This is a genomic window from Tardiphaga sp. GW821-FHT12E02 (genome assembly GCF_058807155.1).
The window spans coordinates 446,024-462,047 of record NZ_JBXAQK010000002.1; the positions used below are offsets into that span (position 1 = coordinate 446,024).

A 16,024-nucleotide genomic window follows, 5' to 3' on the forward strand; every position below is an offset into this window, starting at 1 on the left:
TCAGGCCGCGCCACTCTTCTCGATGGTGCGGCCGACCACGCGCAGGAGGTCGCTGCGCACGGCTTCAATATGTTGCTTGAGAAAGCTGCAGGCATCCGCGATCTGCCCTGCGCGGCAGAGGGCGATCAGCTGCGCATGTTCCTTTTCCGCGATCCCCATCGCTTCGGTATTCGATAGCTGCATCCGCGTATAGCGATCGCTGGTCTGCAGCAGCGCCGTCACGATGTTCTGGGTGCGCGGTTGCCGCGCATTCACATACATGGCCATGTGAAACTCGGCATTGATCTGGCCCCATTCGCTGACATTGCCCGCCGCGATTGCGCCCTCGAAGCGCCTCTGGATGGCATCCAGGGTCGCGAAATCGTCCGCCGAGAAATGCGGCGCGGACTGCGCCAGCATGCGTGGCTCCAGCATCACCCGCAGGTCGAACACGTCATTGATCTCGTCGAGCGACAGCTCCGACACCACAGCGCCCTTCTGCGGCACGATCCGCACCAGCCCTTCGGCTTCGAGCTGGAACAGCGCCTCGCGCACCGGGATCCGGCTCACCCCATAGGTCTCGCCCAGCGCGTCCTGGCGCAGCTGCGCGCCCGCCGGATAGGTCCCGTCCAGGATCGCCTGTCGCAGCTGATCAGTGATCATGGCCGAGAGCGTGCGGTGCTTCATCGGTTCGCTCATTGATATATCTAGCCTTTTCGCCGCCGATCCTGCCGATATCTCAGTGTTCTCGCTGCTGCACAAAACCGCCTCAAGCCGTGAATTTGTGCAGGTAATCGTTTGACTCGCAAAATGTATAAATTATACGATCTTAAAAATCACCTCACTTTTGTGACATGCGGGGGAGCATTCATGAGTGATCAGACGATGTCGTCGGCGCGCGAGGTCGGGTTCCGCCACATGGTGATGGCGGCGTCCCGCGGTCTGCTCGCCTTCGAGCGCCTCGCGATCATGGGCTTCATGTATCTGCTGACGGCGCTGATCCTGGTGAATGTCGTCACCCGCTATTCGCATATGCCGATCTACTGGATCGACGAATCCGCGGTCTATTCGGTGGTCTGGCTGACCTTTATCGGCGCGTCGGCGATGACGCGGCTGCGGCTCGATTTTGCGGTCACCATGATGACGGAGCGGCTGTCGGCGTCGAGGCAGCGCCTGTTCAAGATCATCGCCACCGGCATGGTGATCGTGTTCGGCATCAGCCTGATGATCACCTGTGTGCTGTGGATGGATCCGGTCGGCATCGCCAGCGCGGGTTTCGACGCCAAGAAGTTTGCCGGCCAGACCTTCAACTTCCTCTACACGGAGCGCACCCAGACGCTGAACTGGCCGACCTGGGTCCTGTATCTGACGCTACCGATCTTCGCGGTGTCGATGACCATCCATGGCATCGCCAACCTGCTGGAAGATCTCGATCTCGTTCCGCGCGTGGCGCCAAAGGGCTTCCAGCTGTCCGAGCTGGACGGGGTGAACTGACATGATCACCTCCGCTGCTTTCATGATCATCATGCTGGTCGGCGTGCCGATCGGCCTCTGTCTCTGCCTTGCCGGCTTCGTCTACATCATGGCGTCTGGCAATCCGGTACTGTTCCAGTCCTATCCGCTGCAATTGTTCGGCGGCGTCGATAGCTATGGCTTGATCGCGATCCCGCTTTTCATCCTGATCGGCGAGATCATGAATGGCGGCGGCATCACCCAGCGCATCGTCGATATGGCCATGGCCTTTATCGGCTCGCTGCGCGGCGGCCTCGCTTATGTGAACGTGCTCGCCAACATGTTCATCTCCTCGATCCTCGGCTCGGCCACGGCACAGGTCGCCATCATGGCGCAGATCATGGTGCCGGAGATGGAGAAGAAGGGATACGACAAGACCTTCGCGGCCGGCCTCACGGCCTATGGCGGCATGCTCGGCCCCATCATCCCGCCCTCGGTGATGTTCGTGGTTTACAGCGTGCTGGCGCAGGTCTCGGTCAGCGACATGCTGATCGCAGGCATCATTCCCGGCGTCATCCTCACGGTGATGTTCTGCGTGATCATCGCCATCATGGGCTATATCCATAACTATCCGCGCGCGGACTACCAGACGCCGAAGCAGCGCGTGATGACCATCCTGCGGACCTGCCCGACGCTTTTGATCCCGATCGTAATCGTCGGCTCGATTTTGTCAGGCCTTGCCAATGCCACGGAGTCCGCAGCCGTGGGCGCCGTGGCCTCGGCGCTGATCGGCAAGTACTGGACGAAAGAATTCCACTGGTCGCAGCTGCCGCAGATGATGCTTCGGTCCGGCATCTATTCGGCCATCGTGCTGTTTCTGGTCGCGGCTGCTGCCGTGTTCTCCTGGGTGCTGATCTTCGGCAAGGTGCCGCAGGAAACCGCGGCCTGGATCCAGACCGTGGCCAAGGATCCGATCAGCTTCATGCTGCTTTGTAACGTCATCCTGCTGGTCATCGGCACGGTGATCGACGGCGTGCCGGGTCTCATCATGACGGTGCCGATCCTGCTGCCGATCGCCACCGAGATCTATCACATCGATCCCCGCCAGTTCGGCGTCGTTGTCGTCATCAATCTCGTGCTCGGCCTGCTGTCGCCGCCCGTCGGGCTCTGCTTCTTCGTCGCTGCGGCCGTCACCGGCGCCAAGCCCGGCAAGATGTTCATGGTGACGCTGCCGTTCTTCTTCATCTCTTGCGTCCTCCTGATTTTACTCTCGCTGTTTCCGTATCTGTCTCTTGCTCTCATCAAGTAACGCATCACTAAGGAGCTCTCGTCATGACCATCTCACGTCGTCGCTTCCTCGCAGCATCGGCTGCGGCCTCTGTCTTCGCGCCGTCGCTGTCGCTCGCACAGGCCAAGGAAATGCGCCTCGGCCTGATCACGCCGAACGGCCATTCCTGGAACAAGGCCGCTTTGAAGCTGGCCGATCAACTCAAGGAAGAGACCAAAGGCCGTCTGACCATGACGGTGTTTCACTCTGGCCAGCTCGGCAATGAAGCGGCCATGATGCAGCAGCTGCAGACCGGCGCGCTTGATATGGGGTTCATCCAGGCTGCCGAGCTCGGCTCGCGCGTGCCGCATATCGCTGCAATCAATGCGCCTTATATTGTGCGCTCGACGCCGTCGGTGGCGAAATTCGTGCGGCATCCGGTGGCGGTGAAGCTGTTCGACGTGCTGCCCGCGGAAACCGGCACCATCGGTCTCGGCTGGGGCATTACCGGCATGCGCGCGGTATTCTCGGTGCGCGACCTCAAGACCCTCGACGATATCAAGGGCATGAAGCTGCGCATCAATCCGACGCCGGTCTATCGCGATTTCTATTCGTCGCTGGGCGCAGCACCGACGCCGATCCCCACGCCGCAGGTGTTCGACGCCATGTCCAATGGCCAGGTCGATGGACTCGAGGCCGATCTGGAATTCTCCTGGAATCAGCGCTTCGACAAGGTGTCGAAATCGATCCTGCAGATGAATGCCGTCTTCATGCCGATGGCCGCCGTCGTCTCCGGCCGCGTCTGGCAGTCATTGCCGGCCGCCGACAAGGAGCTGATCACCAAGGCGGTGAAGTCCACGCTCGATGCGCAGATCGATGATCTGGCGGGCGCCGAGCCGGCCTTGATCGAGAATTTCAAGGGCACGTCGGTGCCGGTGCGTCAGGTTGCAGCGAAGGATACCGAAGCCGTCATCGCCGAATTCGACAAGCTCTGGCTGCCCAAGGCGCCGGTGCTGGCCGAACTGCGCAAGGTCGGTGCCACGCTATAGACGAAAACCTCTCCGTCATTGCGAGCGCAGCGAAGCAATCCAGAAGCCAAGTGAAGAAAGACTGGGTTGCTGCGTCGCTTCGCTCCTCGCAATGACGGCATTTTCCTATCTGCCATCGTTCTCACAAGCCGGCGCGCACCACGCGCCGGCACATAACGGAGTTTTGCCATGAGTCCCCGCATCTCCTGGGAAGGCGTCTTCCCGGCCGTCACCACCCAGTTTCACGACGATCTCTCGCTCGACATCGATGCCACCGCCAAGGTGATGGACGGCCTGATCCGCGATGGCGTGTCCGGCCTGATCATCTGCGGCTCGGTCGGCGAGAACACCTCGCTCGAGCGCAAGGAGAAGATCGCGATCATGGAAACGGCGAAGTCCGTCGCCAAAGGGCGCGTGCCGGTGCTGTGCGGGATCGCCGAATTCACCACGGCTTTTGCCGTCGAGACTGCCAAGGAAGCCGCGCGTGTCGGTATCGACGGCATCATGGTGATGCCGGCGCTGGTCTATTCGTCGAAGCCACACGAGACGGCCGCACATTTCCGGTCGGTGGCGACGGCGACCGATCTGCCGGTCATGCTCTACAACAATCCGCCGATCTACAAGAACGACGTCACGCCCGACATTCTGGCGACGCTCGCCGATGTCGAGACGGTGGTGTGCTTCAAGGACTCCTCCGGCGACACCCGCCGCTTCATCGACACCCGCAACATGGTCGGCGATCGCTTCGTGCTGTTCGCCGGCCTTGATGATGTCATCGTCGAAAGCGTCGCCATGGGCGCCGTCGGTTGGGTGTCCGGCATGTCGAACGCCTTTCCGCGCGAGGGCGAGACGCTGTTCCGCCTCGCGAAGGCTGGCCGTTATGCCGAGGCGATGAAGATCTATGAATGGTTCATGCCGCTGCTGCATCTCGATGCGCGGCCGGATCTCGTCCAGTGCATCAAGCTCTGCGAAAACATCATGGGGCGCGGCACTGCGCTGACGCGCCCGCCGCGTCTCGCCTTGCTGCCGCATGAGAAAGCGGACGTCGAAGCCATGATGGCCAAGGCGCTGCGCACACGCCCGACTCTGCCAGAAGTCGGGTTGAAGGCAGCCTGAGCGACCAGGCTCCTTCATGCAAAACGGCGCGCCAGCAATGGCGCGCCGTTTTCATGTCTCGTTGTCGCGTTTCTCGAACATCTCGGCTTCGTCGTCGCGATCGCGCTTCGGAGAGGCGATATCGCCGTCCTCTTCGTCGTCATCGACAGGTGGTCGAGGTGTCGGCTTATCCGACGTGTCCTTTGGCTCGCGGCCGGATCGTGGTGTCATCGCGTTCCCCGCATTCGCGTCATGCGGGTGATTGAAGCAGATTTCGCGGCGATGAGGCAATCCACTCTTGTCGTCGCCCCACTTGATCGGGCGATCCAGTACACTCGGACAGAGCGGTGTATACTGGGCCACCCGGTCAGGCCGGGTGGCGACATCCGATCGTTACGTCCGAAACCCGCCCTTACGCTGCTCGGCGAGCCATGCGGCGAGAGCAACCGACTTCTCGGCCGGTTTGCCGGCTGAACTCTTCCCGGATGACGTCTTGCCGGTCGTGCTCCGGCCGGACTTGGCCGCAACCTTCTTCTTCGGCGCCGCTTGTGGCATCGCTGCCTCGCGGGCGAGCCGCATCTCTTTCAGGCGCGCCATATTGTCGAGCACCGCCTTTTGGGCGGCATCGCGCTCGGCTTTGGTGGATTTGTCGTTATCTGCGGACATCAATTCAGCTTCGTTCTGGAATTTGGGGTGTCAGCGCCACGGGCATCGGAGCAAGCGTCGCGCGATCGTTGCGTGGCTATATAAATGCCCGTACCCGTTCAGCCAACAGCCGATCACGCCGGTGGGCCATTTCTGAGGCACATGCGCGAGATTTCATGCGAAATCGCCGCAGTTGCGTCACTATCGCCGGTCTGAGACAATCGCTCCCGTCAATCGGACCGATTTCTCCCCATGCTTCGTACGCTTTTCAACGATGGCGCCGACAATCTGCGCGGCCGCATCATCGCCATCTACGCCATTCTCATTCCGGCCAATGTGCTGGCCTGGATCTGGGCACTGGTCGCGTTTCGCGATCAGCCGGTGCTGCTGGGTACCGCTATTCTGGCTTACACATTCGGTCTGCGCCACGCCTTCGATGCCGATCACATTGCGGCCATCGACAATATCACGCGCAAACTGATGCAGTCGGGCAAGCGCCCGATCTCGGTCGGTATGTTCTTCTCGCTCGGCCATTCCACCGTGGTGATCGTGGCCTCGATCTTCGTGGCGCTGGCAGTGTCCGCGCTGCAGGAGCGGTTCGACAATTTCAAGGAAGTGGGCGGGCTGATCGGCACCGGCGTCTCGGCGTTCTTCCTGCTGGTGGTCGGCATCGCCAATCTTTTCATTCTCATCGCCGTCTATCGCGTGTTCCGGTCGGTGAAACGCGGTGAGCGATTCATCGAAGAGGATCTCAATGCCGTGCTGGCCCAGCGCGGCATTATCGGCCGCGCGCTGCGCCGTCTGTTCGGGGCGATCACCAAGAGCTGGCACATGTATCCGCTCGGCATCCTGTTCGGCCTCGGCTTCGACACCGCCAGCGAAATCGCACTGCTCGGCATCGCTGCCTCACAGAGCGCCGAGGGCATGTCGATGCTGTCGATCCTGATCTTTCCGGCACTGTTCACGGCCGGCATGTCGTTGGTGGATGCGACGGATTCGATCCTGATGGTGCGCGCCTATGGCTGGGCCTTCGTGAAGCCGATCCGCAAGCTCTATTACAACATGATGATCACGGCGGTGTCGGTGATCGTGGCGCTGGTGATCGGCGGCATCGAAGCGCTCGGCCTGATCGGCCGCAAGCTCGATCTCTCAGGCAGTTTCTGGGAAGCCATCGAGGGGCTGAACGAGAATCTCGGTGCGATGGGCTATCTGATCGTCGCGATCTTCCTCGTCAGCTGGCTGGTCTCCGTCGCCATCTATCGCATCAAGGGCTATGATGATATCGAGGTGCGCGAGGCGTGAGCCTCGCGGTCATTTGCCCGGCATCTTCTCCAGCGCGGCACGCTTCCAGAGGTCCCAGGCGCGGCCGTGGATCTGGTCGATCACCGCCAGCGTCTTCGCGCTTTCATCGTTTTGCAGATAGGTGACGGTGCCGCCCAGCGCGAGCGCCTGCGATTGCAGTTGCGCATTGACGTTGCTGTAATGCGCACGGAACACCGCCATCGGGATGGCGGCGGCGACCACCACGCTGCCGTGGCCGCGCATCAGCGCGACGTTGCGGCCACCCAGTGTTTCCGCCAGTGCCTTGCCGAGCTGCGGCGTGCTCACCAGCATGTTGCTGGCGCCCGCGGTGTCGCGGATGTCGAAGATCGGCACATCAGGTGCGAGAAACGCACCGAGATGAAAGATCGGCCGCAGTGGCACATTGCTCGCGCCGAACGGGATGATGCCCGGCGAGTGCGTATGCACGACGGCTTTCACGTCCGGTCGCGCCTTGTAGATCTCGCCATGGATGAAGCGCTCGAGGAAGCTCGCACGTCCGCGCGCATCCACCGGATTGGAATCGAGATCGTATTCGAGGATGTCGTCCGCCGTGACCAGCGCCGGCGCCAGCGAGCGGCCCATCAGATAGCGATTGGGATCGGTCGGGTGCCGCATGCTGACATGGCCGAAGCCATCGATGACATTGAGATCGGTGAGGACGCGGTTGGCGACCACGAGATCCTGCATCAGCGCGGGATCGAAGGGACCGGCAGACGCTGGCGCTGCAGTCTGCGCGCTGGCGGGGTGGATTGCGAAAATGAGCGATGCGGTCAGCAACAGCCGTGCGGCCAGGCGCATGGACATGATCGGAATCCTCCCGGATGGCGCGGGCGATTGATTCCGCCTTACGCGCTTGATCTATGCAGCTAATACCGGCCCGCCGGCCTTCTTCCAAGCATCAATGCCGCCATCGAGGTGCGCGGCATGCGCAATGCCGGCATCTTTCGCCGCGTTGACCGCCATCGCCGAGCGCTCGCCATACGCACAGAAGAATACCAGGCGGCGACGCGTCGCGCTGGCGACTTCGCGCAGCATGCCGCCGGGCTTGAGATTGTCGGCAATCGACGGATAGGGCGCATGCAGCGCGCCGGACAGCGTGCCGAATTTTGCGCGTTCGCCACTTTCGCGGAGATCCACCAGCAGCATGTCGGGATCGCCGAGATGGGCGATGGCTTCCTGCGGCGACAGCGCGAGGCCCTGTTTCACCAGCTCGTCCGGCTTGAGGCCGACTTTCATATTGGCGGGGATCACCACGTCCATGAGCTTGGGGTTCGGCAGGTTCAGCTTACCCATCAGCTCGATATATTCATCGACGGAGTTCACCTGCAGCCGCGGATTGAAGCGCTTTTCCTCGCCGATGGTGGAGACGGTGTCGCCTTTGTAGTCGTGTGCGGGGAAGACCATGGTCTCGTCCGGCAGTTTCAGCAGGCGATTGAACAGCGAGTCATATTGGGCGCGTGCGCTGCCGTTCTGGAAGTCGGTGCGGCCGGTGCCGCGAATGAGGAGCGTGTCGCCGGTGAAGACGCGATCCTTCATCATGTAGCTGTAGGAATCGTCGGTGTGGCCGGGCGTATACATCACGTCGAGGCTGACGCCCTCGATCATCACCTTGTCGCCATCGCTCACGCGCATCGCGACAACGTCGGCCTTGCTCTGGTCGCCCATGACCGTGACGCATTGCGTGCGCTCACGCAGTTCGGCGAGACCGGTGACGTGATCGGCATGGAGATGCGTATCGACGGCTTTCACCAGCCGCAGATCGAGTTCGCGCAGCAACTGGCAGTAACGATCGACCTTTTCCAGCACGGGATCGAGGATCAGCGCCTCGCCGCCGGGGCGGCTGGCGAGGAGATAGCTGTAGGTGCCCGAAACGCTGTCGAAGAGCTGTCGGAAGATCATGCCGCTCACCGTCAATCTTGGTCGAATATTCCATACAGTCAGTGTTAGGAAGAATAATAGCCCAAGATATAGCCTTTGTGCGAATGCTTTCTGCTGTGAGAATTGATTTTGCGCAACGCTCCGCCTAAAGCTCCGGGGCGGAGGCCGATATGGCGGAATATGTGGTTCAGTTTGGCAAGGATGGCGGAAAAGTCGAATCCGACGGCCGTCTGGATGCGGCGGCTTTTCATCGAAATCACACCGCGATCTGGGCAATTCTTGCGGCATCCTTGCGGCATCACAGCGGCGACGTTGTGGAGGTCGGCAGCGGCACCGGCCAGCATGTCATGCACTTTGCCGAGCAGTCGCCCGACATCACTTGGTGGCCGAGCGATCTCAACGATGCGCATCTGATCAGTATCGAGGCATGGCGCAATTTCACCCAGCGCGCGAATGTCCGCCCGCCGCTGCGAATTGATCTCACTGATCCCGATTGGTGCCCCGAATTGCGCGATGGCAGTGCGCGCGAGCTGCTTGCGGTGTTCTGCGCCAATGTCGTCCACATCGCACCGTGGCCCGTGGCGGAGGGGTTGATCGCAGGCGCGGCACGTTATCTTCGGCCGGATGGCAAGCTCTTCATCTATGGCCCGTTCAAGCGCGGCGGCGCGCATACGGCTGTGAGCAACGCGGCCTTCGATACCAGCCTGCGCAATAACAATCCTGCATGGGGCGTGCGCGATGTGGAGGAGCTGGAGAAAGTGGCTGAGAGCGTCGGGCTGAAGCTCAACGAGATCGTCGAGATGCCGGCCAATAATCTGATTCTGGTTTTTGCACGCGTGGCTACGTAGTCATTTCATAACAAAAGGCTTGGCCAAACCGAGCCGATACCCGGGCGGAATTCCCATGAGCGATACGACGATTCCAGACAATTTCGACGACGCGCGTGCGCGTGCCACTGTATGGCGGCTTGCGGCGGCACAGGCGCTGGGCGGCGCCAATTCTGCGGTGATCTTTGCGACCGGCGCGATCATCGGCGCAACGCTGGCGCCGAGCGCGTCGCTCGCGACAGTGCCGATCTCGGTCTATGTGGTCGGGCTTGCCGCGGCGACGCTGCCGGTCGGCATCATCTCGCGGCGCTATGGTCGGCGTGTGGCGTTCATGATCGGCAGTGGGGCAGGGGCGTTGTGCGGATTGCTCGGCGCTATCGCCATTCTGCAGGCATCTTTTGCGCTGTTCTGTGTCGCGACGTTTTTCGGCGGGCTCTATGGTGCAGTCGCGCAGTCCTATCGCTTTGCGGCCGCCGATGGCGCGAGCCCGGCTTACAGGCCGAAAGCCGTATCATGGGTGATGGCCGGCGGCGTGTTTGCCGGCGTGCTGGGGCCGCAGCTCGTGCAATGGACCATGAATATCTGGTCGCCTTATCTGTTCGCGTTCAGCTTCCTCGCGCAGGCGGTGGTGGCGCTTATCGCGATGGCGCTGCTGTCCACTGTGGACGCGCCAAAACCTGCGCCGGCAGATATGCATGGTGGACGGCCGCTGGTGGAGATCATCAAGCAGCCGCGCTTCGTGGCTGCCGCGATCTGTGGCGTGGTGTCATATGCCATGATGAATCTGGTGATGACCTCAGCGCCGCTGGCCATGAAGCTGTGCGGGCTCAGTCTCAGCGATTCCAATTTCGGGATTCAGTGGCATGTGGTTGCCATGTATGGGCCGAGCTTCTTTACCGGCGCGCTGATCACGCGCTTCGGCGCACCGAAAGTCGTCGCAGTTGGCCTCATACTCGAAGCGCTGGCGGCGATCATCGGCATGTCGGGCATTACCGCGATGCATTTCTGGATTGGACTGGTCGTGCTCGGCGTCGGCTGGAATTTCGGCTTTGTCGGCGCGTCCGCCCTGGTGCTCGAAACGCATCGGCCGCAGGAGCGTAACAAGGTGCAGGCCTTCAACGATTTCCTCGTCTTCGGCCTGATGGCGGTGGGCTCGTTCTCGTCGGGGCAGTTGCTTGCCAGCTACGGCTGGAATGCCGTGAATGCGGTGGTGTTTCCGCCGGTGGTGCTGGGGCTTGTGGTGCTGATGATTGCAGGTTTCGCGAAGCGGCGAGCGCTGAAGCAGGCTGAGGCGTTTCCGGACCCGGCGATCTAGTTCGGGACGCGTAGCTTGCATGGAGCGAAGCGTAATGCACGGGCCGGCGAGGTGATGAAGCGCCGGTCCCCGGATGGCGCTGCGCTCCATCCGGGCTACGGCCGAGAGATTAATCCACTTCCATCAATTGCCCCGCCGTCTCAAACGCCTCGCGCGGCCATGCGATTTGCACCACGGCGCCGTGGTCGGGGAAGATGCGGTTGCTGAACGTCACCTTGGCACCGGTGCGCTCCAGCAATGTGCGGGCGATGAAGACGCCGAGGCCAAGGCCGCGGCGGGGGCCGTCTTCGGTGTTGCGACGGCGCGACAGATAGGGTTCGCCGATGCGCGTCAGGAGATCGGGCGGAATGCCGGGGCCGTCGTCGGAAATCGACAGCACGATGGCGTCGGCATTCCACCAGGCATTCACCTCGACCTGCTCGCGGGCGAAATCGACGGCGTTTTCCAGAATATTGCCGACGCCATAAAGGATCGCGGGATTGCGCATGCCGACCGGCTCGGGCGCCGTCGAGACGGCGATCCGTACCTTGATCGATACGCCGAAATCGCGATGCGGCGAGACGGATTCTTCGATCAGCTGCGAGATGCGCATGCGATCGAATGGCGCGCCGCTGGAATTCAGCTGGGTGATTTTCGACAGGATTTCGCGGCAGCGCTGAGCCTGCTCCGCCATGGTGCGGAGATCGCCGGCGAGTTCCGGATTCTTGTCGACGCTCTTCACCAGTTCGCGCGAGATCAGGAAGATGGTGGCGAGCGGCGTTCCGAGTTCATGGGCGGCAGCCGCAGCGAGGCCGTCGATCTGGGTGAGGTGTTGCTCGCGTGTCAGCACCAGCTCGGTGGCGGCAAGGGCGTCGGAAAGCTTGCGCGCTTCCTCGGTGACCTGGAAAGCATAGAGGCTGGTGACGCCGATGGCGGTCATGATCGAGAACCAGACGCCGAGCAGATAGATCTGCGGCAGCACCAGCGGATCGGCGGTGTCCCATGGTAGCGGCAGGTGGAAGAAAGCGAGCACGCTGGTGCAGGTGCCGGCAAGGACGCCGAGCGCAATCGTGTAGTTGGTCGGCAGCGCGGTGGCCGAAATCAGCACCGGCGCGAGGAACAGGAACGAGAACGGGTTCTGCAGGCCCCCGGTGCAATAAAGGAGGCCTGCGAGTTCTATGATGTTGAGCGCCAGCAGGGCTGCGGCGCTGACCGCTTCCAGGCGATGCACGGGATTGAAGAGCGTCTGCAGCACGAGGTTCAGCGCCGCCGACAGGCCGATGATCGTCACGCAGGGGATGATCGCCATGTCATATTCGAGGCCCTGCACCACCACGAAAATAGCGGCGAGCTGCCCCAGCGCTGCCAGCCAGCGCAGCCGCAGGATCGTGTCGAGGCGCACATAGCGGCGGGGATGACGGAAGTCGGAAACGGAAATGTCGGTCATATCAGCGTTTTAGCGGGTTGGCGGGGGAGGCACAAACGAACGGTGATGCGGCAAACTCGCCCGTGTCGGCTTGTCGTCCCCGCGAAGGCGGGGCCCCATAGCCTCCGAAAGTGTGTGGCGAAGAATCTCTCCGTGTGGTGTTCCACTTACTCCGTCGGAGGTTATGGATCCCCGCCTTCGCGGGGATGACAGGAGAGCGTGGGGCCGCCCCAACTGCTCAACTTGCGTTCAGCGTCCCGATGCCGCAGAGAACGGCCTCAATGACCGTCGATGACATCACGCACACCAACCCCGCTCCGCTGCGCCCGGACACTCCGGCTGCGATCGAGGTCGCGCATCTGGTCAAGATCTATAAGACCGAGCGCGCCGTGGACGATATCTCCTTCTCCATCGCGCGCGGTAGCATTACGGGCCTGCTTGGCGGCAATGGCGCTGGCAAGACCACGACCATCGCCATGATCATGGGTCTGGTGCTGCCGACCTCCGGCAAGGTGTCGGTGCTCGGCCATGCGATGCCGGAGCAGGCGGCGAGCGTGCTCGGGCGGATGAATTTCGAAAGCCCGTATGTCGATATGCCGATGCGCCTCACGGTGCGGCAAAATCTGACCGTGTTCGGCAAGCTCTATGCCGTGCGGAACCTGCGCGAGCGCATCGCGCAACTGGCGTCCGATCTCGACCTCACCGATTTCATTGATCGCGCCAGCGGCAAGCTCTCGGCGGGTCAGAAGACGCGCGTGGCGCTGGCCAAGGCGCTGATCAACGAGCCGGAACTGCTGCTGCTCGACGAGCCCACCGCCTCGCTCGATCCCGATACGGCGGACTGGATCCGCGGGCATCTGGAAACCTACTGCCGCAGTCACAATGCGACCATCCTGCTGGCCTCGCACAACATGCTGGAGGTCGAGCGGCTGTGTGATCGCGTCATCATCATGAAGAAGGGGCGCGTCGAGGACGATGACAGTCCGACGGGCATCCTGCAGCGCTATAACCGTACCACGCTGGAGGACGTGTTCCTCGATGTGGCGCGCGGCCGCAACAGGGAGGCGGCGCAATGAGCATCATGAAGCATACGAGCGGCCTCGCGATGCATCGCATCAATGCGATGGTGCTGCGCTACTGGTATCTGCTGCGCTCGTCCTGGCCGCGGATGCTGGAGCTGATCTATTGGCCGGCGCTGCAGATCATCACCTGGGGCTTCCTGCAGAGCTATATCTCGCAGAATGCCGGCTTCTTCGCGCAGGCGGGCGGCACACTGATTGGCGCCGTGATCCTGTGGGACATCCTGTTTCGCGGCCAGCTCGGCTTCTCCATCTCGTTCCTCGAGGAGATGTGGGCGCGGAACCTCGGCAATCTGATGATGAGCCCGCTGAAGCCGATCGAGTTCCTGATCGCGCTGATGATCATGAGCCTTGTTCGTCTGGCGATCGGCATCATCCCGATGGTGATCCTGGCGGCGGTGTTCTTTCACTTCAATCTCTTGAGCTTCGGTCTGCCGCTGATCCTGTTCTTCTGCAATCTGATCTTCACCAGCTGGTCGCTCGGCATCTTTGTATCGGGCCTCGTGCTGCGGAACGGGCTGGGTGCGGAGAGCATCGTCTGGACGCTGATGTTCGGCTTGATGCCGCTGGTCTGCGTCTATTATCCGGTCGCCGTGCTGCCGGCCTGGCTGCAGCCCGTCGCGTGGTGCCTGCCGCCGACCTATGTGTTCGAGGGCATGCGGGCGCTGCTGTTCGATCAGGTGTTTCGCGGCGACCTGATGCTGGCGGCACTGGCCATGAATGCGGTGCTGTTCGTGGCATCGTTTGCGTCGTTCCTGTGGCTGCTGAACAGCGCCAAGCGCGCGGGATCGTTGATTTCCGGCGGGGAGTGAGGCTACTCCGTCCCTCATCCTGAGGAGCCGCGCAGCGGCGTCTCGAAGGATGGCCGCGAACCTCGAGCCGGCCAACTCATGGTTCGAGACGCGGCCTGCGGCCGCTCCTCACCATGAGGGGGAGCAACTACTCTGCCCTCATCCTGAGGAGCCGCGCAGCGGCGTCTCGAAGGATGGCCGCGAACTTCGAGCCGGCCAGCTCATGGTTCGAGACGCGGCCTGCGGTCGCTCCTCACCATGAGGGGGAGCAACTACTCTGTCCTCATCCTGGGAGCCGCAAGGCGGCGTCTCGAAGGATGGCCGCACGCTCCGAGTCCAGCCAGCTCATGGTTCGAGACGCGACCTGCGGTCGCTCCTCACCATGAGGGACAGAGCCAAATTCGACCAATGGCCTGCCGGAAAAGGGGTGATTTTACCTTGTTCCTCACCTGCCCATGGCACAGGCGCATTGACGCTTTCTAAGTCAGTCTTCACTATAGTGCGCTGCAACACGCTCATCAACGGATGTGAGGACAGATGCCGATAGGTGAATTTGGCAGGCCGCCGGCGCTGCCGACGGAAACCAGCCCCGGTATGACCGCGCCGATGTACTGGATGTATGAGATGGCCTATGCCTCTCTTGGTCCGGCACGCGCGATGTCCGATGCCACCAAGATGATGCTGCAGAATCCGCTCAATCCGTTCGGACAGACGGATTTCGCCAAGCAGATCACTGCCGGCTGCGAATTGTTCGAGCGTACCACGCGCCGCTACGGCAAGCCCGAATGGGGCCTCAAGGACACCGAAGTGAACGGCGTTCGCACGCCCATCGAGATCCGCTCGGTGTGGGAAAAACCGTTTTGCCGTTTGCTCTATTTCGATCGCAAACACCCGCGCCCGCTGCGCCATCCGCAGCCGCGCGTGCTGATCGTGGCACCGATGTCCGGCCACTATGCCACGCTGCTGCGCGGCACCGTGGAAGCGTTCCTGCCGACCCATGAGGTCTACATCACCGACTGGTCCGATGCGCGCCAGGTGCCGCTTGCAGCCGGCCGCTTCGATCTCGACGACTACATCGACTATGTGATCGAGATGTTCCACGTGCTCGGCGGCAATGTGCATGTGCTGGCGGTGTGCCAGCCGGCGGTGCCGGTGCTTGCGGCCGTGTCGGTGATGGAAGCCGATAACGATCCCTATGTGCCGCTGTCGATGACGCTGATGGGAGGCCCCATCGATACGCGCAAGAATCCGACTGCGGTGAACGATCTCGCCGGCGAGAAGGGCATCGACTGGTTCCGCAACAATGTCATCACCAAGGTGCCGTTCCCGCATCCGGGCGTGATGCGAGATGTCTATCCGGGCTTCCTGCAGCTGAACGGCTTCATCAGCATGAATCTCGACCGCCACATGGACGCGCACAAGAAGCTGTTCGAGAACCTGGTGAAGGGCGACGGCGATCTCGTCGATAAGCACCGGGAATTCTACGATGAATATCTCGCGGTGATGGACCTGACGGCCGATTATTACCTGCAGACCGTCGATACCGTGTTCATCAAGCACGCGCTGCCGAAGGGCGAGATGCTCCATCGCGGCAAGCTGGTCGAGCCTGCGAAGATCGTGAACGTTGCGCTGATGACGGTGGAAGGCGAGAAGGACGACATATCCGGCATCGGCCAGACGCAAGCAACACACACGCTGTGCACATCGATCCCCGATGATCGTCGTGTGCATTACATGCAGCCCGGTGTTGGACACTACGGTGTCTTCAATGGATCGCGATTCAAATCCGAGATCGTTCCGCGCATCTGCGACTTCCATGCAAGCGCTGCGCATGCACGTCGTAACGCCGCTGCAGAGTGATTCATTTTCGCAGCGTTGCGCATCAATGCGCAGCGCTGCAGAGACGCTTTGAATCGCGCGCAAAAGACGCGGTCGGTTGC

General features: G+C 61.8%; 16 protein-coding genes. 10 read left to right on the plus strand and 6 right to left on the minus strand.

Going from position 1 to position 16,024, the window contains the following annotated elements; translation table 11 throughout:
- Complete coding sequence (locus AC1RQ5_RS29650) at window positions 1–678, minus strand: GntR family transcriptional regulator (protein WP_398477779.1); 678 nt, start codon at window positions 676–678, stop codon at window positions 1–3.
- 171 nt (window positions 679–849) lie between these two features.
- Here AC1RQ5_RS29650 and AC1RQ5_RS29655 point away from each other — a divergent pair, with 171 nt between their 5' ends.
- The 4 genes from AC1RQ5_RS29655 (at window position 850) to AC1RQ5_RS29670 (ending at window position 4,842) form a co-directional block, all read left to right on the plus strand.
- On the plus strand, window positions 850–1,473 hold the full coding sequence (locus AC1RQ5_RS29655) for a TRAP transporter small permease (RefSeq protein WP_493204343.1): 624 nt from the start codon (window positions 850–852) through the stop codon (window positions 1,471–1,473).
- 1 nt (window position 1,474) lies between these two features.
- Window positions 1,475–2,740 (plus strand): TRAP transporter large permease, encoded by a 1,266-nt coding sequence (locus AC1RQ5_RS29660; protein ID WP_493204345.1) that lies wholly within the window; start codon window positions 1,475–1,477, stop codon window positions 2,738–2,740.
- A 23-nt stretch (window positions 2,741–2,763) separates the two neighbouring features.
- The gene (locus AC1RQ5_RS29665; RefSeq protein ID WP_398477785.1) at window positions 2,764–3,747 is read left to right on the plus strand and encodes a TRAP transporter substrate-binding protein; all 984 of its coding nucleotides are present in this window, start codon (window positions 2,764–2,766) and stop codon (window positions 3,745–3,747) included.
- A gap of 168 nt (window positions 3,748–3,915) precedes the next feature.
- On the plus strand, window positions 3,916–4,842 hold the full coding sequence (locus tag AC1RQ5_RS29670; protein ID WP_398477787.1) for a dihydrodipicolinate synthase family protein: 927 nt from the start codon (window positions 3,916–3,918) through the stop codon (window positions 4,840–4,842).
- A gap of 51 nt (window positions 4,843–4,893) precedes the next feature.
- Here the strand turns inward: AC1RQ5_RS29670 and AC1RQ5_RS29675 are convergent, their stop codons facing one another.
- Both AC1RQ5_RS29675 and AC1RQ5_RS29680 read right to left on the minus strand, forming a co-directional pair.
- Window positions 4,894–5,052, minus strand: a complete 159-nt coding sequence (locus tag AC1RQ5_RS29675; RefSeq protein WP_398477789.1) for a hypothetical protein — start codon at window positions 5,050–5,052, stop codon at window positions 4,894–4,896.
- 162 nt (window positions 5,053–5,214) lie between these two features.
- Window positions 5,215–5,487 (minus strand): hypothetical protein, encoded by a 273-nt coding sequence (locus AC1RQ5_RS29680; protein ID WP_493204347.1) that lies wholly within the window; start codon window positions 5,485–5,487, stop codon window positions 5,215–5,217.
- A gap of 231 nt (window positions 5,488–5,718) precedes the next feature.
- Here AC1RQ5_RS29680 and AC1RQ5_RS29685 point away from each other — a divergent pair, with 231 nt between their 5' ends.
- Window positions 5,719–6,768, plus strand: a complete 1,050-nt coding sequence (locus AC1RQ5_RS29685) for a HoxN/HupN/NixA family nickel/cobalt transporter (protein WP_493204349.1) — start codon at window positions 5,719–5,721, stop codon at window positions 6,766–6,768.
- A gap of 9 nt (window positions 6,769–6,777) precedes the next feature.
- Here AC1RQ5_RS29685 and AC1RQ5_RS29690 read toward each other — a convergent pair whose 3' ends face one another.
- Window positions 6,778–7,593: a class II aldolase/adducin family protein gene (locus AC1RQ5_RS29690; RefSeq protein ID WP_398477795.1), complete on the minus strand. Its 816-nt coding sequence runs from the start codon at window positions 7,591–7,593 to the stop codon at window positions 6,778–6,780.
- A gap of 54 nt (window positions 7,594–7,647) precedes the next feature.
- Window positions 7,648–8,688: an MBL fold metallo-hydrolase gene (locus AC1RQ5_RS29695; RefSeq protein ID WP_493204351.1), complete on the minus strand. Its 1,041-nt coding sequence runs from the start codon at window positions 8,686–8,688 to the stop codon at window positions 7,648–7,650.
- Between the two features lie 149 nt (window positions 8,689–8,837).
- Here AC1RQ5_RS29695 and AC1RQ5_RS29700 point away from each other — a divergent pair, with 149 nt between their 5' ends.
- Together AC1RQ5_RS29700 and AC1RQ5_RS29705 are read left to right on the plus strand one after the other, a co-directional pair.
- Window positions 8,838–9,515, plus strand: coding sequence for a DUF938 domain-containing protein (locus AC1RQ5_RS29700; RefSeq protein WP_493204353.1), 678 nt, complete (start codon window positions 8,838–8,840; stop codon window positions 9,513–9,515).
- Between the two features lie 55 nt (window positions 9,516–9,570).
- Window positions 9,571–10,809, plus strand: coding sequence for an MFS transporter (locus AC1RQ5_RS29705; protein ID WP_493204354.1), 1,239 nt, complete (start codon window positions 9,571–9,573; stop codon window positions 10,807–10,809).
- 109 nt (window positions 10,810–10,918) lie between these two features.
- Here AC1RQ5_RS29705 and AC1RQ5_RS29710 read toward each other — a convergent pair whose 3' ends face one another.
- Entirely contained in the window at window positions 10,919–12,235 is a 1,317-nt protein-coding gene (locus AC1RQ5_RS29710; protein WP_493204356.1) for an ActS/PrrB/RegB family redox-sensitive histidine kinase, read from the minus strand.
- Between the two features lie 260 nt (window positions 12,236–12,495).
- Here AC1RQ5_RS29710 and AC1RQ5_RS29715 point away from each other — a divergent pair, with 260 nt between their 5' ends.
- From AC1RQ5_RS29715 to AC1RQ5_RS29725, 3 genes are all read left to right on the plus strand, one after another.
- Window positions 12,496–13,290: an ABC transporter ATP-binding protein gene (locus tag AC1RQ5_RS29715; RefSeq protein ID WP_493204358.1), complete on the plus strand. Its 795-nt coding sequence runs from the start codon at window positions 12,496–12,498 to the stop codon at window positions 13,288–13,290.
- 5 nt (window positions 13,291–13,295) lie between these two features.
- On the plus strand, window positions 13,296–14,105 hold the full coding sequence (locus AC1RQ5_RS29720; RefSeq protein ID WP_398477855.1) for an ABC transporter permease: 810 nt from the start codon (window positions 13,296–13,298) through the stop codon (window positions 14,103–14,105).
- A gap of 516 nt (window positions 14,106–14,621) precedes the next feature.
- Window positions 14,622–15,944, plus strand: a complete 1,323-nt coding sequence (locus AC1RQ5_RS29725) for a polyhydroxyalkanoate depolymerase (protein WP_398477809.1) — start codon at window positions 14,622–14,624, stop codon at window positions 15,942–15,944.
- Window positions 15,945–16,024: the final 80 nt, after the last annotated feature.